Source organism: Paenibacillus enshidis, from assembly GCF_042136365.1.
GTDB lineage: Bacteria > Bacillota > Bacilli > Paenibacillales > Paenibacillaceae > Paenibacillus > Paenibacillus enshidis.
The window spans coordinates 97,468-116,576 of sequence record NZ_JBHHMI010000011.1 but is presented as its reverse complement, the minus strand read 5'-3'; the positions used below and the strand labels follow the sequence as shown (position 1 = coordinate 116,576).

Sequence of the window (19,109 nt, the reverse complement as noted above, 5' to 3'; positions counted from 1 at the left end):
CCAATTCATTGCGCTTAAAAAGTAATTTAACCAACACTGGCACCGATCACATAGGACAGCGAGATGGAAATGATCATGGAAAACAGGCCTACAGCCCTGTTATCTTCCTGGATCTCCTTATCGATCGAAAATACGGGTGTCAGAAATTCAAACAGGAAATAAGCAGCGAGCAGCAGCAGAAACCCTACAAACGACCAGATCATCGTATCGTACACACTGGAGCTCCCGGAAATGGTAAAACGCATAATATTGCATATCCCGAATACTTTCCCGCCGGTGGCCATAGCGACAGCCACATTGCCCTTGCGGATTTCATCCCAGCACTTGTAGCGGGTCACCAGTTCAAAGCAATATAAATACACAACAAGTTGAAGCACCGCAACCGAAAAATACCCCAGCATCATGCCAAGGGGATAAGTCAGCAACTGATCGATCTCCTTCACTCTCTCCCTCCCCATCGGCCACAGGCCGTAAACAGTCGCTCATATGCAGGGCGAACTATTTTAACTCGGCGACGGTCACACCGGATCCGCCTTCCCCGTAATTACCCAGTCTGTAGCTTTTTACATGCTTGTGACTGCGCAAATAGTCCTGAATGCCGGAACGCAGCACGCCCGTGCCTTTGCCGTGAATAATGTAGACCTGGCCCAGATTGGCCATAAAAGCTTCGTCCATGAACCGGTCCACTTCAATCAGCGCTTCCTCCACATTGGCTCCTCTTAAATCAAGCTCGCTCCGGACCCGGTCGTCGCGTGTACGATTCACACCGGCAACCGTACGCTGCTTGGGCTGAGCAGGCTTCGGCGCATCCAGCAGCTCAAGGTCAGCCAGACTGACCTTCATTTTCATAATGCCCAGTTGTACGATAGCTTCCTTGCTGCCGGACAGCTCGACGACATGCCCCTTCTGCCTCAGACTGTGCACATGAACCTCATCCCCTGGCTCAATTGCCCGTGCTTTGGCGGACTGTCGTGGAGCGGACGATTTTTTGCGCTGCTTCGGTTCCGCCTCGTCAAGCTCCTTGCGGGCAGCAATCAAGCGGTGTTCCTTCACTGCGGCGCCCTCCTCCAGGGCAAGCTTGCGCAGATCGGCAATAATTCGTTCCGACTCGCTGCGGGCCTTCTGCAGCACCTGGCGGGCTTCTTCCTCCGCTTTTTCCAGCATGCGTTCACGCTGGTTGTCGAGCTTGTCGAGCTCCTCCTGATAACGGGTGCGAAGCTCTTCCGTCTCCCTGCGCAGCCTTTCGGCCTCGGAACGCTCATGTTCGGCTGTCAGTCGGTTCTCCTCCAGGGAAGCGATCATATGCTCGACACGCTGATCCTCCTCGGTCACCTCACCGCGGGCATAATCCAGAATTGGCTTGGACAGACCGAGCCGTTCCGCAATTGCGAAGGCATTGCTTCGCCCAGGAACACCGACGAGCAGGCGATAGGTCGGACTCAGTGTAGCCACGTCAAATTCCATGCTTGCATTAATAATGCCATCCCGTTCGTAAGCATACGCCTTAAGCTCACTGTAATGCGTCGTCGCCACCATGCGGCAGCCTGCAGCATGGATATGCTCCAGTATGGCTACCGCCAATGCCGAGCCTTCGGCAGGGTCCGTACCAGCACCCACCTCATCCAGCAGAACAAGGCTTTTGGGCGTCATCTGCCGCAATATGCTGATAATATTCGTCATATGGCTTGAGAATGTACTCAGATTCTGTTCGATACTCTGCTCATCGCCGATATCGGCATAGATGGCATCAAATACGGACAGCTCACTTTCATCCTCGGCGGGAACAAACAATCCGGACATCGCCATCAGGCTGAGAAGACCGATTGTTTTAAGTGTCACCGTCTTCCCCCCGGTATTCGGCCCGGTTACGATGATGGACGAAAAGCTGCCCCCCAGTTCAACATCGATCGGCACCACTTTATCAAGCGGAATCAAAGGGTGACGGCCCTTCCTCAGCCTGATATAGCCATGATCGTTAATCAACGGAAGGGTGGCCTTCATCTCACGAGCCAGACGCGCTTTGGCGAAAATAAAATCAAGACTGCCGAGCAGATCCAGATCATAAAGCAGCAGTTCCGCCTGCTCGCCCACCTGTGCGGTCAGCTTCTGCAAAATGACCTCAATCTCCCGTTCTTCCTTCATTTTCGTTTCACGCAGCTTATTGTTCATCGTCACGATGGATTCAGGCTCGATGAACATGGTGGCGCCCGAACCGGACTGATCATGTACGATGCCGCCAAAATAGGAACGGTATTCCGCTTTGACAGGGATGACGAACCGGTCACCGCGGATCGTAACAATCTGGTCCTGCAGCATCTTGGATACTGTGGTGGAGCGGATCATGGAGTCCAGCTTTTCCCGGATTCTCACCTCGCCGGAGCGCAGCTCGCGCCTGATCTGGGCCAGTTCCGGGCTTGCAGTATCCAGCACTTCGGCATTGTCGTCGATACAGACTTTGATCGCGTTCTCCAGCGGCTTCTGGTCTGAAAGCTGTTCGCTAATGAACAGCAGGGATTCAACGGCATGATCTTCATGCACCCCCTCAATGTATACCTTGACACGCCGCCCTGCCTGAATCGTCGTTCGGATTCCGAGCAGCTCCTGCGGATTCAAAGTGCCCCCGATTCGTGCCCGCTTTACCGCAGGGGATATATCAACCACTCCGGTAAACGAAGGGGTTCCCTTCAGGCGGTCCACAGCGAACGCCTCGTCCGTGCCTTTCAATAAAGCTTGTATATGCACCGCATCCGAGTTGGGGCGAAGCTGTATGGCTGCATGTTTACCCATCGGTGTTTGCGTGTAATTAGACAGTGAGCTCAAGATTTTACCATATTCAAGTGTTTGCAAAATTTTTGCGTCCAACGTTACAGCTCCTCTCAGTTATATCTGTATTATAACGAAAGCTGGCCGCTTTCGCTATTTACAGGCATTGCTATGAAATATGATTCGTTAAAATTGCATTCTGGACGCAAAGCACATAAGACAGACTTCCGCGTAACATACTAATGGTTGCATAGCCGCGGATTTTAAAGAAAACTGCGGCCATACTCCAGCCTGCAGGTCATTTGCGGGCTGGGAGCAGAACAGGAGGCATACCATGAGAATTCTAGGCCATATTGTACGTTTTGTCGTTGCCGCGCTCGTGCTTCTTCTTGTCGGCTGGATTGTTCCCGGATTCAGCGTGGGCGGTTTTTGGAGCGCTCTGATTCTCGCCATTGTGATTGCCGTCATTGGCTGGATCATTGAAGCCATGTTCGGCCGCAGAGTCAGTCCGTTCGGGCGTGGCATCGTAGGCTTTTTGGTCAGCGCGCTGGTCATCTACATCGCACAATTTATCGTGGGTGGTGTGGAGGTTTCCGTTGTGGGCGCCCTGCTTGCTGCGCTCGTCATCGGAATTATTGACCTGTTTATTCCGGTTTCCACGCCTTTTGAAGCCGGGCGGAACAACAACGACCGTACTTAGATTTGCCATAGAAACCACAGCAAGCAAAAGAGGCCTTCCCCAACGACGGGAAGCCTCTTTTTTGCAGCATGGAGTTCTTTTCAATAATTTTTCACACTCTCCCCGGACAACTTGCGGTATGATGGCATATAGAACGTGTTACAGCAGTTGCCTGCATAAAAAGCCAGTGAATGGAGGATAGCCTGTGGCAATCAAGCTCTTAGGACGTAACGGATTTCTTCTGGTATCAGCCGGCCTGCTGCTTTTGCTCCTGTCAGCCTGCGGAAGCGGAGCTTCTCCGGATCCAGCCGGACAGCAAACGGCAGGCGAAGCAGCAGCCAGTGAAGAAATCGTGATCAAGGCCAGCAATTTTACATTTGACCAGCAGGAATACCGCGTGAAACAGGGTGTACCTGTGAAAATTTCATTTGAAAACGTAGAAGGAACACATGGCGTTGTCATACAAAGACTTAACGTCCAGTTGGACAGCAGAAATACCTCACAGGTGATCACACCCGAGCAGAAAGGGGAATATGAGATTGACTGCTCCGTATTCTGCGGTACCGGTCACCATACCATGACAGCCAAGCTTATTGTTGAATAGCCACATCCAAGCCGTTCTGACTTGCAGCCAGGACGGCTTGTTTTATTCTGTACGTCACTGGTCCTGCTCGATCAGTTCGATCCACTCGTTATATTCCGTCTGAAGCTTCGAATATTCCTCCTGCAACTGCTCCAGCTTTTCCGTAAGGCTTTCCATTTTCTCACGCTCCATATCGCGTTCCACCTGCAGCAGCCTCAACTGATGAGCTGCCAGTTCATAACGCTCACCGATATCAGTCAGCTCGTTTTGCAGCTCTTCGCGGGCTTGAGCCACAGTCTGCAGCTCGGTCAAGGTGTCCTGCTGCTGGCGGTTCGTCTCAGCGACCTCCTGTTGCAGGCGCTCCCTCGCCTCGACCGCAGATGCGACCTGCTGCTCCCAGGAAATCAGCTCTTCCCGCTGACGGGCTTCATCCACGCGGATTTGCTCCAACTCGGCGAGCTTCTCCTCGTATTTGACCTGCCATTCGACCGCTTCTTCCTCTGTGTGTTCAAGCTGAGTCCGCAGCTCGGCAGTTTGTCTGTTCAACTGCTCAAGCTCCGCCTGCAGTTGTTTCGACTGCTGCTGCAGATTTACCGTCTCTTCGCGCAGCTGCTCATATTGATGGTCGCTCTGTGCGGCAAGCTCTGCAGCCCGCTCCGCCTCAGCCTGGACCAACTCCATAGCTCTTCGCTGCACATCGATCTCCGCCTGCTGCTCCGCAACCCGCTCCTGCAGCCCGTTATTCCGCTCCCGGGCCTCCTCTGCCTGCTTGAGCACGTCGGCCACTTCTCCTTGCAGCTGTACTATCGTCTGCTCAAGCTGTACGATCCGGCCCGTTTTCTCATTCAATTCCCGCTGGCGCCGCTCCAGTTCTTCCACATGCTTCTTCACCTGCTCGCGGGCCGTCTGCTCCTTCTTGGACAACTCAGCCATTTCAGCCTGCAGCTTGCGCACCGAGACATGAGCCTGTTCAAGCAGCTTCTGCATCCGTCGCTGCTCTTCCTCCGCTTTGGCAGAAGCCTGCTGCATCCGCTTTAGCTCCACCGCCTTCTCATTGACCTCAGCTTGCAGTGACTCCAGCTTGCGGGCCGCGATTTCTTCTCCAGCAGCCGCTTCTTTCAACCGGTCCTCAAGCTCCTGGCGTACTGATTCAGCTTGCTTCACCTGTTCCGAAGTGCCTTGCAGCTCCTCGGTCAGCAACTGCTCACTTATTTCCAGCTCGTCCAAACGATTTCGAAGCTGCTTAAGCTCCTCTTCATATTGCTGCCGGCTTTCAGCTTGCAGAGACTCGGCCCGCTTACGCAGCGTCTGTTCTTCTTTCAACGAAGCCAGAACCTGTCCCTTCTCTTCCTCCAGGCGCTTGCGGAGGGCAGCCGTTTCGGCCTGCCAGGCTGCCTTCGCCTTTCGCTGTTCCTCGTTCAGACTGGATTGCAGCTTCTCCTGTTCCGATTGAAGCCGTGCTGTGCTCTCCTTCTCGGCAGCTGCAAGCTTGACCTCTGCCTGTCTGGCCGCTTCCGTCAGCTTGTTCTGCGCGTCAAGCTCTGCCTGCTCCTTCTCTTTAAGGAGCTCAGCCTCCTTCTTCTGCTGCTGCTCAAGCCGGTTCTTCAGTTCCGCCTTCTCCCTAGCGGCAGTTTGCTCAGCTTGCGCCAGCCTGGACAAAACTTGCTCCTTCTCCTGCGCGAACCGGTCGCCTGCTTCCTGCAGCGCCGCATTCTTCTGCTGCTGTTCCCCGAGCAGGGTTTGCAGTCTGGCCAGGTCTTCCCGCAGCTCGGAGCGTTCCTCGATGATGCGGTTCATTTTCCGTTCGGTTTCCTGGGATCTGATCGCTTCCTCCGCCATATGAACGGCCGCGAGTACTGCGATCCGCGGAATATCCAGATGAGCATGGGCTTGCGCTATCGTATGCATTCGTTCATTTACGTAGCTTGCAACCTGTTTCATATATTCTGAGCTGCTTCCAACAAGTTTATAGGAATTTCCGTATATCTCAACGGTAACGCGCATGCGATCCGGTGTAGTCACAATAAAGCCCTCCTCCAGTTCTGTGTGTTGATTCTAGGGTGTCTGTAGTTCATTTCGGCTACTTTCCCCAGTAATATGGGAGAATTCTGTTATTATCTATTTTGCAGGTTATCTCATGACCAATCAAGTGCACGACCGGCGCAGACTACAGAAAAAGCCACACCGAACCTCTTCACCTAAGATTCGATGTGGCTTGACTTATCTCCTGCTACTTTCTTAATTCAGCGCCAAAAGTTTGTTCCAGCACCGCAACGATCCGGCTGTGTGTTTCGTTAATTTCCTCATCAGTCAATGTCCGCTCACGATGGCGGTACAGCAGCGCGATGGCGATGCTCTTCTTGCCTTCGCCGAGCTTGCTGCCTGTAAACACGTCAAACACACGGGCTTGGGTCAGCAGCTCGTCTCCGTTTTCGCGGATCACACGCAGCAGCTCGCCTGCCTCCACCACCTCGTCAACAACGACTGCAATATCACGTTCAACGGAAGGAAAGCGGGTCAGTTCCTGATAGCGGATTCCGTTGTTTCTGTGCCGGATGACCGGCTCCAAAGCGATTTCCGCCACATACGTGTCCTTCAGGTCATACTGCTGCTGCAGCTCAGGATGAACCTGGCCCACCGTACCGATCAGTTCGGATTGCCCTTCGGTCTCCAGGTACACGGAGGCGGAACGTCCCGGATGGTATCCTGCCGGGCTGTCAGCGGTATAACGCACTTTTCCTTCGGTTCCCACATAGTCAAAGATCGTTTCAAGAGCACCTTTGATGTCAAAGAAATCAGCTGCTTCCGCAGCCACATTCCACTGCTGACCGCGGCGTTTCCCTGTCAACAGCAGACCGAGCACAGGAATTTCCTGCGGCTGCCTGGTCAGTGTCTGCTCTTCGCTGAAAAACACGCTGCCAATCTCAAAGAGAGCCATATCCTCCTGTTTCCGGTTCATGTTGTACACCGAGGCATCCAGCAACTGAGGGATGATGCTGGTGCGCAGCACACTGCGCTCCTCGCTCATCGGCATTGCCAGCGCCACCGGATGGCTTCCGGCCGTCAGTGCAGGGTACAGCTTCGTGCGATCCGGATGAATAAAGGAATAGCTGATAACCTCCTGCCATCCGCCATGAACAAGCAGGCTGCGCAAAGAGCGGCGCAGGGCTTGGGCTGCGGTGAGCGCTCCCGGCGTTGTCGGGCCTTCGATCGCTGTGGTTGGAATATGATCGTACCCGTAGAGACGTGCCACCTCTTCAATCAAGTCCACATCCAGCGTTATATCGCCGCGGCGTGTCGGAACCTCCACTTCCAGCAGACCGTGCTCCTTATCACCACAAGGGAAATGCAGACGGCTGAAAAGCGTCTTTACTTCCAGCGTGGACAGATCGGTCCCCAGGTAACGGTTCAGCTTCTCCAGCGACAAGGTAATGATACGCGGAGCTATCCGGGCCTCATTAAACTGGACGATCCCCTTCTGTACCGCTCCACCGGCATAGCGCTGAATCAGCGCAGCGGCCCGGTTAAGCGCCGGGATAACTGCCCCCGGGTCAACCTCCTTCTCAAAACGCAGACTTGCTTCGGAACGCAGGCCCAACTGACGGGATGTTTTACGTACGCTTCCGCCGTCAAATTTCGCCGACTCTAACACGATATCCACCGTGTCCGCAGTAACCTCCGAGTTGGCGCCGCCCATGACACCCGCCAGCGCCACCGGCTGCACTCCGTCGGTAATCAGCAGCATATGAGGCTCAAGCTTGCGTTCCTGATCGTCCAGCGTAACAAGCGTTTCACCTGAGCGGGCGAGACGTACTTCAATCCGCCCGTTCAGCTTGGCCGCATCAAAGGCATGCAAGGGTTGTCCGTATTCCAGCATCACATAGTTGGTGATGTCGACAATGTTGTTGATCGGGCGAATGCCTGCTGCCATCAGGCGGTTCTGCATCCACAGCGGGGAAGTCCCGATGGTCACCCCCGTGATCACGCGGGCTGCATAGTGGGTGCACAGCTCCGGCGCCGCTACGGATACCGCAAGATGCCCTGCTGCAGGCTCTGCCGTTTCAATCAGGTCCTGCGCGGGATCAGGAATCTTGATGTCTCTGCCGAGGATTGCGCTCACTTCATAAGCGGCACCCAGCATGCTGAGACAGTCCGAGCGGTTCGGAGTCAAGTCAAATTCAAGCACTTTGTCGTCCAGGCCAAGCAGCTTTTCGATCGGAGCACCCAACTCGGCGTCTGCCGGGAGAACAAGAATACCTTCCTGCTGCTCCTTCGGCAACAGCTTGTCGTTCATGCCCAGCTCCTTCGCGGAACAGATCATGCCTTGGGACTCAACGCCGCGCAGCTTGGCTTTCTTGATGCGGAAATCGCCGGGCAGCACGGCCCCGATCATGGCTACCGGCACCTTCTGGCCAGTATCCACATTTTTGGCGCCACATACGATTTGCAGGTCCTCTCCCTGCCCTACATCGACGACGCAGACATTCAGCTTGTCCGCGTCCGGATGCTTCTCCTTGCTTTTCACATAACCGACCACGACGCCGGAGACACCCTTGTTGCGGTTCTCCACCACGTCGATCTCAATCCCTGCCCGAGTAATGCGCTCAGCCAGCTCTTCAGCTGCCACCTGCTCCAGCGATATATAGTCAGACAGCCATTCGGTTGATACTTTCATGTACGCTCACTTCCTTTTTATCCGAATATTAATTCCGTGCGAACTGCTTCAGGAACGCCATATCGCTGTTGTAGAAATGGCGGATGTCGTCAATGCCGTATTTCAGAATCGCAATCCGCTCCACGCCCATGCCGAAGGCGAAACCGCTGTATTTCTCCGGATCATAACCGCCCATCTCCAGCACCTTGGGATGCACCATGCCGCAGCCCAGAATTTCCAGCCAGCCCGTCTGCTTGCACATCCGGCAGCCGCTGCCGCCGCATTGTACGCATGTCACGTCCATTTCGGCGCTTGGCTCCGTGAACGGGAAGAAGCTCGGACGCAGACGAATCTGTGTCTGGCTGCCGAACATCTCGCGGGAGAACTGTAGCAGCGTTCCTTTAAGGTCGCTCATGCGAATGTTTTCGCCAATGACGATGCCCTCAATTTGATGGAACTGGAATGAGTGGGTCGCATCATCGTCATCGCGGCGGTACACCTTGCCGGGACAAATAACCTTGAGCGGGGTTTCACCGTGCATGGACTGCATCGTCCGTACCTGCACCGGTGAAGTATGCGTACGCATCAACAGTTCCTCGGTAACATAAAAAGAATCCTGCATATCACGGGCCGGATGGTTTTTCGGCAAATTGAGCGCTTCAAAGTTAAAATAATCCGTCTCCACCTCCGGACCTTCCGCAACGCGATATCCCATACCCAGGAAAATATCTTCAATTTCGGCGATGACCTTGTTCAGCGGATGAACTCCGCCCTGCGGCATTTTGCGGCCAGGCAGTGTAACGTCCACACGTTCCGCACGCAGTCTCTGTTCGGTCTCGGCACGCTGAAACGCCTGTTGTTTGGATTCAATAATCTCCTCAATCGCGCCGCGCACGTCGTTGGCCACCTGGCCAATGACCGGGCGCTCCTCCGCGCTCAAGCTGCCCATACCGCGTAAAATTTCAGTCAGCGCGCCCTTTTTACCCAAATACTTGATACGCAGATCGTTCAATGTCTGGGGATCGGATACCTGCTCCAGCTGCGCCAAAGCCTCAATCTTTAACGCTTCCAGCTTTTCCTTCATCATTCCTGATGCCTCCTTTGTGTAATCACCCGGTAGTCCGGTATGTATGCAACAAAAAAAGGCCTTTTCTCCCGTAAGGGACGAAAAGACCGTGGTACCACCCTTGTTAGACGATCGTGAAATTCATGCGGATTTCTATCCATGATCTCATAATTTCAGTAATAATCGTCTCGCTCAGCACGTGTAACGGCCGTGAACCGGTACCCTCTACTTTCCTGACGTACGCATGGGTACATCAATGTTCAAGGAACTGCTCCGGAGTGAACTTCAACAGGTCTGTGTCTGCAGAAACGCTCTCAATCCACGGCGTTTCCTCCCTGTGCGCCAGGCACTGCCTACTCTCTCCATCAAGGCATTTATTGCTTATTCATAATCCGAAAAAAAGCCCGCTGCTTGCAAGGCTAATTGTTCATTAGTATGGAGCGGGTGATGGGAATCGAACCCACGCTACCAGCTTGGAAGGCTGGAGTTCTACCATTGAACTACACCCGCGCGATTAATAAAATCATATTCGAAACTAATTAATAATATAACTGAATCATAAAAAAAATGCAACCGGCAAAAAAAGCGCATCCTCCGAAGAGCATGCACTTTTCTGGTAAAACCGGTCTTATTTTTGCTCAAAGGATACTTCAGGCGTCGTCAGCTTGTCGTAGAAATCAACAGCTTTGTCTTTATCCTCCGAAGCACGCAGTGCCATGGCCGAGCGTGGGTGCTCGTCCAGGGTGCCTGTGATCATGTACGGAATGATGTATCCCCACTCTTCTTTTTCACGAAGAGGGATCATCAGGTTCTCAATGATGTCGAGCACCGGACGCAGCTTGTAATGCGTATGCTTCAGATGGGTTACCAGCAGCTCGGTCGGGCAATTGCCGGCCGCGCGTCCCATGCCGTAAACGGATGCGTCCAGCAGCTCTACGCCCTGCTCGGCAGCAATCAGCGTATTGGAGAAAGCCAGCTGCAGATTGTTATGCGCATGAACGCCAAGACGCTTGTTCGGCAGATGCTTTTTGAATTTCTCGGTCAGATGCAATATATCCTTGTGATCCAGGCTTCCGTAAGAATCGACAATGTAGACAACATCCACCACGCTGTCTTTAATAAGCTCAAAGGCTTCCAGCAGCTCATGCTCCATCACGTTGGACAGGGCCATAATGTTGATGGTGGTCTCATATCCCCGTTCATGGAAAATGTTAACCAGCTCAAGGGCCTTGTCCACATCCTTGATATAGCAGGCTACCCGAATCAGATCAAGCATGCTTTCACTGCGCGGCAAAATGTCGTTCTCGTCCACACGGCCGATATCTACGAGCGCAGACAGCTTGGTATGACCCTTCTGAGGAATAACCTTGCGCAAAAATTCATCGTCCAGGAAGCGCCAAGGGCCCGCTTTGTCCGCACCTTTAAGCAGCTTCGGTGAGTTTTTATATCCGATTTCCATATAATCAACACCAGCATCATTCAGTCCGGTGTACAATTGTTGAACAAATTCCACACTGAAATCCCAATTGTTAACCAATCCGCCGTCCCGGATGGTACAATCCACGATTTTACTATGATTCGTCTTCATCTGTCTGTTTCTCCTTCCAAAAGACCAAGTCTATTTCCACTCATCATACTTGAACGGGTCTGCAAAAGTAAAGGTCAAATGAAAAAGGACCTCCCTCAGCCTCAACCTGACAGCTTTTGGGAACGGTCCTATTTTTCACCCTCATTTTTGCACCAGAGGCAGAGATATCCGAAATTCGGTTCCTTCCCCCTGGCTGCTATTGACATGAATAAATCCGCCATGATTCTTGATAATTCTGTAGCTTACGGATAAGCCAAGGCCTGTCCCGCTCTCTTTGGTCGTAAAGAACGGATCAAACAGTCTGGAGAGGGTATGGCGATCCATCCCCTGCCCATTGTCCGCAATCAAAATGTCCGCATAGCGCCCTTCCTTGGCCACTGCAATCTGAATGGTACCCGGACGCACATTATCCACGTTTTGAATCGCATCCATCGCATTTTTGATAATATTCAGAATAACCTGTTTGATTTGCTTGACATCAATGGAAACCTGAAGGGGATCAGGGTTATCCACCAGTATAATCTCGCAATCCTTCATCAGCGCTTCACTCTCGGTCAGCAAGGCAACTTCCTTGAGCAGGTTGGCAACGGGAAGCACGGTTTTCTGAGGCGCCGAAGGCTTGGACGAATTCAGAAATTCATAAATAATATCATTCGCCCGGTCAATTTCCGAGAGGATGATCTTGGCATACTCATCCTTGCCAAGCTGAAGGAGATGGGGCCTGAGCAATTGAATAAAGCCCCGGATAGCTGTAAGAGGATTCCTGATCTCGTGAGCGATGGAAGCAGATATGCGCCCAAGCATGGCCAGCTTGTCATTCTGATAGGCGGTCTGCTCAATTTGCTTATAATCCGTTACATCCTTCAAACTGAACAAAATATCGCCATCCAGTTGATCTCCATAAGTTACAGTAATCAGCCAATGGCGTCCGGATTCGTCAATCAGCTCATGGTAGCGCTTTCGATGGAAGATGGTCTCACGGTAAATTCTTAGTATCTTCTTTCGTTTGAAGCGGTTCAGCTCCGGATGTTTTAACATATTGACAAGGCTACATCCCGTCAGTGCTGCTCTGGATACTTCAAGAAGCTTGGCCATCTGAACGTTAACGAACGTCACCACACCTTCGTGGTCAAAAAGCATAATCCCGCTGTCTAAATGCTCCAAAACATTTTCGTATTTATTATTGACTAATTGGGTGGATTGAAAGGGTGAGATCGAATCAACCATCGTTTCATGAAATCCGTTGATCATGCCGGGGTCCCCCTTGTACCGGTTGATAAACTGGCCGTTTCGGGCATCTGCAAACCAACTAATAAAAACAAACAACCACCTATTTCCAATTGCCTCGTATTTTAATGATAGACAACATTGCCGTTTTCAGTCAATCGAAAATCCTGTCGAACGCATAAAATTTTTTAATCTGTTTTTTTGCGTATTAGCGAAAAAAATAAGCTTCCACATAGCGGAAGCTTCCGTCTTTTGCCTCTTGCAAGCGACGATATACCTATATACTAACTTTTGTTATGCTGGAGACGTGAGCGTCTCTGACTCATGACCGCCAGCCTTCTTTTCAGCTCACCCTGCCATTTCTCATCTTCAATTTGTTTGGCGACGGTAAGCAAATCCAGCGAGATATCGATCTGCCGCTTTACAATTTCAAGCGGGTCCTCATTCTCCCTGCTGACACAGTTCTCAAAGATGGCATCCTCGTCTTCCATTACATAATCCTGAAAATCAATCTCGGTTGCACCGTCGCCATGTGCATATTCCGCAAGAATCTCGTACTCGTTCTCCACACGGTAATGAACTTCAATACGCTGGCACACCGGGCAAACCAGCAAGGGCACGTTATGAACCTGCGTACGGTAATGCTTCAGCGTCCCCTTGGTTCCCACCATACTTGCTCCGCAGCAAAAACTCATCTGGCGCTCACCCTCCTCTGAACATAACCTGGTTTACTTCTATCGTCCAAACCATGTACCCGACGCGGCGAAAACGACATTGTTACTTATTTGATATTTGCTTTTTCTTACTACCCTATTCGCTCTGTATACGCTTAATTCCTTCCGTCACCTGTAAAACGTATATTTCTTCTTTCAACGATTTACTGCAAATGCAAACAAAATTAGACGGGCTTCATCATTAGGCAAGTAAGCCCCCAACAGTCGGTTATGACCGCTTATTGGGGGCTTGAAAAATCGATTTAACTATTAGAGGTTGTTCAAAAAGTCATCTTTCTGAACACGTACTATTACAGATTTTTATCGCCAGGCTTCCAGTTCATTGCGCACAATCCGCCGGATTGCAGTGCTTGCAGCACACGCAGAGTTTCTTCAACACTGCGGCCTACATCGTTATGGTTAACAACCTGGTATTTCAGTTCACCGTCCGGATCGATAATGAACAGACCGCGCAACGCAACCCCTTCTTCTTCGATCAGTACGCCATAGTCACGCGCAACTTGTTTCGTAATATCGGAAGCAAGCGGGAAGTTCAGCTGTCCCAGACCGTTGCTGTCTGTTGGTGTGTTGATCCAAGCCTTGTGGCTGTGTACGGAGTCAACACTAACACCCAGGATTTCGGTATCCAGCTCTTTGAACTGGGCAAATGCTTCGCTCAATGCAGTAATTTCAGTAGGGCACACGAATGTGAAATCAAGCGGATAGAAGAAGAATACGAGCCATTTTCCGCGATAGTCAGACAGCTTGACATGACCAAATTCCTGTCCGTCACCTGTAACAGTTTCCATCGTGAAATCCGGAGCCGGTTTACCAACTAATCTTTCTGCCATTTCTGTAAATCCTCCTTTGAAATATGTAAGAAAAACATGAGTGTTTTTCTTGATTCACTGTATGATTTCGTAAAACATTTTTTTCATTAAAAATGTTATCATCCGACTTCAATAAAGTCAAGATTATAGGAATTATTTTTTTATAATTAATATAAATAAGGAGATAAATCGACAAATTTTTGATAGCAAAACAGCCTGGCTCTCTGCTGTTCTGCAGCCAGGCTGTTCAGGTCTGTGCTTATTTCATTGCCGCAGCAATCAGATCGCCCATTTCAGTCGTGGAAATCGCTTTGCTCTTGTCTGTCGCGATATCGGCTGTACGATGGCCCGCATCCAGCACCTCTGCGACAGCTTTTTCAATGGCATCCGCCGCTTTGTCATAACCAAACGTCAGACGGAACATCAAGGCTACCGACAAAATCGTTGCAATCGGATTCGCCAGCCCCTGCCCGGCAATATCCGGCGCCGAACCGTGAACCGGTTCGTACAGGCCAAAGCTTCCTTCCCCAAGGGATGCCGATGCCAGCATGCCGATGGAGCCCGTCAGCATAGCCGCTTCATCGCTCAAAATGTCGCCGAACATATTTTCCGTCACGATCACATCAAAGCTTGCCGGACGGCGCAGCAGCTGCATCGCACAGTTGTCGACAAGCACATGCTCCAATTCGACATCCGGGTACTCCGGAGCAATCCGGTTTACTACTTCACGCCACAAACGGGACGTTTCGAGCACGTTGGCCTTGTCCACCGAAGCCAGTTTTTTACGGCGCTTCTGTGCAATTTCAAATGCCTGCCGGACAATGCGCTCTACTTCCTTTACATTATATACACAGGTATCCACCGCTTCCTGTCCACTTTCGCCTTCACGTCTGAACTTTTCGCCAAAATAAATCCCGCCCGTCAGCTCGCGAACCACCATCAGATCCGTTCCTTCAAGCACTTCCGGCTTTAAGGTGGACGCGTCCTTTAGGCAATCAAAAATGACAGCCGGACGCAGGTTGGAGAACAACCCCAGTTCCTTGCGAATACCGAGCAAGCCTGTTTCCGGGCGCAGATCCTTCGGATTATTATCCCATTTCGGGCCTCCTACAGCCCCAAGCAGAACGGCATCCGCCGACTTGCACACTTTCAGCGTATCCTCGGGAAGAGGCGTGCCCTTCTCATCGATGGCAATTCCACCGAATAGAGCATGCTCGGTTTCAAATGAATACCCGTAGAGCTCCTCCGCCCGTTTCAGGATTTTTTCCGCTTCCGCCACCACTTCCGGACCAATTCCGTCTCCGGCGATTACAGCAATTTTCTTCACTTCGGCCATTTCCGTCACTCCTCTTGTTCTTGAGCGTTCCAGCCCATTGCTATTATCCTTTTTATCATATCTGACATCGCTTTGACCAAGATATACAATCTATCAGTTTAATAGGATTTGCCTATAGCTATGTACCAGTAAACTTGCTCCCCAAAACAGATAAGAGATCCCTTCTCCCATCCCGTTTAGGAATCTCTCGCTAAAACCGCAATGCGGCTCACGCATAAGCATGGCCGCATTGTAGGGATATCGGTATGATTGCCGGTATTGACAACAGCTGTAATCCGTTTTATTTCTTGATCCAGTGCATCATTTCACGCAGCTGACCGCCCACGACTTCGAGTTGGTGGTTCGCTTCATTGCGGCGCGTTGCTGTCAGGAAAGCACGGCCGGATTGGTTTTCAAGAATGAAATCACGCGCGAATTTACCCTGTTGGATATCGGTCAGAACCTCTTTCATCGCTTTCTTCGTTTCTTCGGTTACGATACGCGGACCAGTGACATAGTCGCCATATTCAGCCGTGTTGCTGATGGAATCGCGCATGCTGGCAAGGCCGCCTTCATACATTAGGTCAACGATCAGCTTCAGTTCGTGCAGGCACTCAAAGTATGCCATTTCCGGAGCATAACCCGCTTCAGTCAGCGTTTCAAAGCCTGCTTTAACGAGTGCGCTTACACCGCCGCACAGTACCGCCTGCTCACCGAACAGGTCCGTTTCGGTCTCTTCACGGAAGGAAGTTTCGATAACACCTGCACGGGTACAACCGATGCCTTTTGCATAAGCCAATCCGATTTCTTTCGCTTGACCTGTTGCATCCTGTTCAATAGCGATCAGACCTGGTACGCCAAACCCTTCAGCATACGTACGGCGAACCATGTGGCCCGGGGATTTCGGAGCAACAAGCAGCACGTCGCTGTCTTTCGGAGCCACGATTTGGCCGAAATGCACGTTGAAGCCGTGGGAGAACATCAGAGCAGCGCCTTTTTTCAGGTTAGGCTCAATTTCATTTTTGTACACAGAGGCTTGAGTTTCGTCAGGCATCAAAATTTGCACCACATCAGCACGGCTTACAGCATCCGCAACCGGCAGCACTTCAAAGCCGTCATTTTTCGCTGCCTCGAAGGATTTGCCTTCACGCAGGCCGATAACAACGCTCAGACCGCTGTCACGCAGGTTTTGTGCTTGAGCATGGCCCTGGCTGCCATAACCGATCACGGCAATTGTTTTTCCTTTCAATACGCTAAGCTCTGCATCTTTTTCATAATACGTTGTCACTGGCATGGTAAAAATTCCTCCTTTTAATTGAGACCCTTCATAATGAGCGGGTGTTCCAAAAGACTCACTGCGGAGTCTGCTCGAACTCCCGCTCATTGAGGGTCATGTACACTTTATTCTTTTAATGCTTTATAAGCGTTGCATTACTAAAGTTTGCAAATGTCTTTTTACAGGTTACCGCGCACCATAGCGGTTACGCCGGTTCTGGACAGCTCCCGGATTCCGTATGGCTTCAGCAGCTCAATCATCGCATCAATTTTGTCGGTATCCCCCACAACCTGAACCATAAGACTCGAGGTGCCGATATCAACTACGGAAGCGCGGAACGTATCGACAACGCCCATAATTTCCGGCCGCTGCGGCGGCTCAGCCTTGACCTTAATCAGCGCGAGCTCGCGAGCGACCATCGGCTTGGAGCTCAGATCGATGACCTTAATGACGTCAATCAGTTTATAAAGCTGCTTTTCAATCTGTTCCAGTGTATGCTCATCACCCGGTGTTACGATGACCATCCGGGAGAGCCCGGCTTCTTCAGACGCGCCGACGGTTATGCTTTCAATATTAAACCCCCGCCGACCGAAGAGACCGGACACCCGCTGCAGGACACCAGGCTGGTCATTCACCAGTACCGCAATCGTATGCTTCATCATGTTACTCGTCCCCCATCAGCATTTGATCAATCGCCGCTCCCTGTGGCACCATCGGATAGACGTTTTCTTCCTTGTTGACCACAAATTCGACGAGAACGGGTCCCGGTGTATTCATCGCTTCCTGCCATGCATCGCGGGCTTCTTCTTTGTTCCGGGCCCGGAGGCCTTTGACTCCATATGCTTCAGCCAATTTGACAAAATCAGGGCTGCCGGCAAGATCAATGTGGCTGTAACGGTTATCGTAAATCAGCTCCTGCCACTGCCGAACCATGCCAAGCACCTGGTTGTTGATGACGACGATTTTAACAGGGATGTTATTAATGGCGCATATCGCCAGCTCCTGCGAACACATCTGCATGCCGCCGTCTCCGTTGATGGAAATGACCAGTCTGTCCGGATTGGCCATCTGGGCACCGATCGCGGAAGGGAAGCCAAAGCCCATCGTGCCAAGTCCGCCGGAGGTTACCCAGGAGCGCGGCTTGTTGAATTTATAGTACTGGGCGGCCCACATCTGATGCTGTCCCACATCCGTCGTTACGATGGCCTCGCCCTTGGTCGTTTCATCCAGCATTTCAATAACCCACTGGGGTTTCAGCACTTCGTCGGAATCGTTATAGCTGTAAGGCTTTTCTGTCTTCCAGGCTTGAATTTGCCGTCTCCAGGCATCCGCTTTGTCCGCCCGCTTTACATCCTGATTGGCGATTTCAAGCACGGTTTTCACATCACCAACAATCGGGATGTCAGTCGGTACGTTCTTGCCGATCTCAGCAGGATCGATATCGATATGAACAATTTTGGCCTTCGGCGCAAACCCGTCCAGCTTGCCGGTAACGCGGTCATCAAAGCGTGCCCCGATGTTAATCAACAGATCCGCATTTTGAATGGCAAGGTTGGATGTGTAGGTTCCATGCATCCCCGGCATTCCCGTCCACAGCTCATGACCGCTCGGGAAACCGCCCAGGCCCAGCAACGTTGTCGTGATCGGAATTTCCGAACATGTGACAAACTCATAAAGCGCTTCATGGGCTCCCGAATATACCACGCCCCCGCCGGCAAGAATCATTGGACGCTCAGCCTCGCTGATCGCCTGGATCAGCTTGTCAACCTGCAGCTTGTTGGGCACAACACGAGGATTGTAGCCGCGCATCGCCACAGGCTCGGTATGAGGCACAAAGAGCGTTTTGGCAGCAGATATATCCTTCGGGATGTCGATAAGAACCGGGCCTTTACGGCCTGTATTTGCAATATGGAATGCCTCATGAATGATTCTTGGCAGCTCCTCGACATCCCGTACCAGATAACTGTGCTTGGTGATCGGCATCGTGATGCCCGTAATGTCGGCTTCCTGGAAAGCATCTGTCCCAATCAGCGAGGAGACTACGTTACCGGTTATGACGACCAGCGGCACGGAATCCATATAGGCGGTCGCAATTCCAGTGACCAAGTTGGTTGCCCCCGGTCCGGAAGTCGCAATACACACGCCAACTTTTCCGCTTGCACGGGCATATCCGTCGGCAGCATGGATAGCGCCCTGTTCATGACGTGTTAGCACATGCTTGAAATCCTCGAAGCCATACATCGCGTCATAGATATAGAGTACAGCCCCCCCCGGATAACCGAAAACACATTCCACACCTTCCAGCAGCAGGCTGCGCAGCAGGATTTCCGAGCCGGAAATGACTTCAGGCTTCATCCATTTTTCTCGTAATTCATCGGTTGACCTTGCCTCAGGGAATTGAGCACTCATGAGTCT

The 19,109-nt window shown here is 51.7% G+C and carries 15 protein-coding genes and 1 tRNA gene; 2 read left to right on the top strand and 14 right to left on the bottom strand.

Annotated elements, in window-relative coordinates; all coding sequences use genetic code 11:
- Nucleotides 1–26 precede the first annotated feature (26 nt).
- Nucleotides 27–458, bottom strand: a complete 432-nt coding sequence (locus ACE41H_RS14405; RefSeq protein ID WP_375356008.1) for a DUF350 domain-containing protein — start codon at nt 456–458, stop codon at nt 27–29.
- A 40-nt stretch (nt 459–498) separates the two neighbouring features.
- Nucleotides 499–2,862 carry an endonuclease MutS2 gene (locus tag ACE41H_RS14400; RefSeq protein ID WP_375356007.1) on the bottom strand — a complete coding sequence of 788 codons (2,364 nt, stop codon included), beginning with the start codon at nt 2,860–2,862 and terminating at the stop codon, nt 499–501.
- A gap of 235 nt (nt 2,863–3,097) precedes the next feature.
- On the opposite strand from ACE41H_RS14400, the gene ACE41H_RS14395 reads away from it, so the two are divergent.
- Nucleotides 3,098–3,463 carry a phage holin family protein gene (locus ACE41H_RS14395; protein ID WP_375356006.1) on the top strand — a complete coding sequence of 122 codons (366 nt, stop codon included), beginning with the start codon at nt 3,098–3,100 and terminating at the stop codon, nt 3,461–3,463.
- Nucleotides 3,464–3,647: 184 nt separating this feature from the next.
- The gene (locus ACE41H_RS14390; protein ID WP_375356005.1) at nt 3,648–4,046 is read left to right on the top strand and encodes a cupredoxin domain-containing protein; all 399 of its coding nucleotides are present in this window, start codon (nt 3,648–3,650) and stop codon (nt 4,044–4,046) included.
- Between the two features lie 54 nt (nt 4,047–4,100).
- On the opposite strand, the gene zapA is transcribed toward ACE41H_RS14390, so the two are convergent.
- The 12 genes from zapA to ilvB all read right to left on the bottom strand — a co-directional run bounded on the left by zapA (nt 4,101) and on the right by ilvB (nt 19,103).
- Nucleotides 4,101–6,047, bottom strand: a complete 1,947-nt coding sequence (gene zapA / locus ACE41H_RS14385) for a cell division protein ZapA (protein WP_375356003.1) — start codon at nt 6,045–6,047, stop codon at nt 4,101–4,103.
- A 208-nt stretch (nt 6,048–6,255) separates the two neighbouring features.
- Complete coding sequence (gene pheT / locus ACE41H_RS14380; protein ID WP_375356002.1) at nt 6,256–8,700, bottom strand: phenylalanine--tRNA ligase subunit beta; 2,445 nt, start codon at nt 8,698–8,700, stop codon at nt 6,256–6,258.
- A gap of 28 nt (nt 8,701–8,728) precedes the next feature.
- A complete protein-coding gene (gene pheS / locus ACE41H_RS14375; RefSeq protein ID WP_375356079.1) occupies nt 8,729–9,763 on the bottom strand; it encodes a phenylalanine--tRNA ligase subunit alpha in 1,035 nt (344 codons plus the stop codon).
- Nucleotides 9,764–10,181: 418 nt separating this feature from the next.
- Nucleotides 10,182–10,255, bottom strand: a tRNA-Gly gene (locus tag ACE41H_RS14370).
- Nucleotides 10,256–10,373: 118 nt separating this feature from the next.
- A complete protein-coding gene (locus ACE41H_RS14365; RefSeq protein ID WP_375356001.1) occupies nt 10,374–11,333 on the bottom strand; it encodes an aldolase catalytic domain-containing protein in 960 nt (319 codons plus the stop codon).
- Between the two features lie 141 nt (nt 11,334–11,474).
- Nucleotides 11,475–12,584, bottom strand: a complete 1,110-nt coding sequence (locus ACE41H_RS14360) for an ATP-binding protein (protein ID WP_375356000.1) — start codon at nt 12,582–12,584, stop codon at nt 11,475–11,477.
- A 260-nt stretch (nt 12,585–12,844) separates the two neighbouring features.
- Nucleotides 12,845–13,255 carry a hypothetical protein gene (locus ACE41H_RS14355; protein WP_375355998.1) on the bottom strand — a complete coding sequence of 137 codons (411 nt, stop codon included), beginning with the start codon at nt 13,253–13,255 and terminating at the stop codon, nt 12,845–12,847.
- Nucleotides 13,256–13,584: 329 nt separating this feature from the next.
- Nucleotides 13,585–14,124, bottom strand: a complete 540-nt coding sequence (locus tag ACE41H_RS14350; protein ID WP_375355996.1) for a peroxiredoxin — start codon at nt 14,122–14,124, stop codon at nt 13,585–13,587.
- Nucleotides 14,125–14,362: 238 nt separating this feature from the next.
- Nucleotides 14,363–15,439: a 3-isopropylmalate dehydrogenase gene (gene leuB / locus ACE41H_RS14345; RefSeq protein ID WP_375355994.1), complete on the bottom strand. Its 1,077-nt coding sequence runs from the start codon at nt 15,437–15,439 to the stop codon at nt 14,363–14,365.
- A 280-nt stretch (nt 15,440–15,719) separates the two neighbouring features.
- Nucleotides 15,720–16,712 (bottom strand): ketol-acid reductoisomerase, encoded by a 993-nt coding sequence (ilvC, locus tag ACE41H_RS14340; protein WP_375355992.1) that lies wholly within the window; start codon nt 16,710–16,712, stop codon nt 15,720–15,722.
- A gap of 161 nt (nt 16,713–16,873) precedes the next feature.
- Nucleotides 16,874–17,356, bottom strand: coding sequence for an acetolactate synthase small subunit (gene ilvN, locus ACE41H_RS14335; RefSeq protein WP_375355991.1), 483 nt, complete (start codon nt 17,354–17,356; stop codon nt 16,874–16,876).
- 1 nt (nt 17,357) lies between these two features.
- On the bottom strand, nt 17,358–19,103 hold the full coding sequence (gene ilvB, locus ACE41H_RS14330; protein ID WP_375355990.1) for a biosynthetic-type acetolactate synthase large subunit: 1,746 nt from the start codon (nt 19,101–19,103) through the stop codon (nt 17,358–17,360).
- Nucleotides 19,104–19,109 lie beyond the last annotated feature (6 nt).

Coding starts and splice junctions, on each gene's coding strand:
- ACE41H_RS14395 (WP_375356006.1), top strand. CDS start 3,098: ATGAGAATTCTAGGCCATATTGTACGTTTTGTCGTTGCCGCGCTCGTG.
- ACE41H_RS14365 (WP_375356001.1), bottom strand. CDS start 11,333: ATGAAGACGAATCATAGTAAAATCGTGGATTGTACCATCCGGGACGGC.
- leuB (WP_375355994.1), bottom strand. CDS start 15,439: ATGGCCGAAGTGAAGAAAATTGCTGTAATCGCCGGAGACGGAATTGGT.
- ACE41H_RS14355 (WP_375355998.1), bottom strand. CDS start 13,255: ATGAGTTTTTGCTGCGGAGCAAGTATGGTGGGAACCAAGGGGACGCTG.
- ACE41H_RS14360 (WP_375356000.1), bottom strand. CDS start 12,584: ATGATCAACGGATTTCATGAAACGATGGTTGATTCGATCTCACCCTTT.
- ilvN (WP_375355991.1), bottom strand. CDS start 17,356: ATGATGAAGCATACGATTGCGGTACTGGTGAATGACCAGCCTGGTGTC.
- ACE41H_RS14350 (WP_375355996.1), bottom strand. CDS start 14,124: ATGGCAGAAAGATTAGTTGGTAAACCGGCTCCGGATTTCACGATGGAA.
- ilvC (WP_375355992.1), bottom strand. CDS start 16,712: ATGCCAGTGACAACGTATTATGAAAAAGATGCAGAGCTTAGCGTATTG.
- ilvB (WP_375355990.1), bottom strand. CDS start 19,103: ATGAGTGCTCAATTCCCTGAGGCAAGGTCAACCGATGAATTACGAGAA.
- ACE41H_RS14405 (WP_375356008.1), bottom strand. CDS start 458: ATGGGGAGGGAGAGAGTGAAGGAGATCGATCAGTTGCTGACTTATCCC.
- pheT (WP_375356002.1), bottom strand. CDS start 8,700: ATGAAAGTATCAACCGAATGGCTGTCTGACTATATATCGCTGGAGCAG.
- pheS (WP_375356079.1), bottom strand. CDS start 9,763: ATGAAGGAAAAGCTGGAAGCGTTAAAGATTGAGGCTTTGGCGCAGCTG.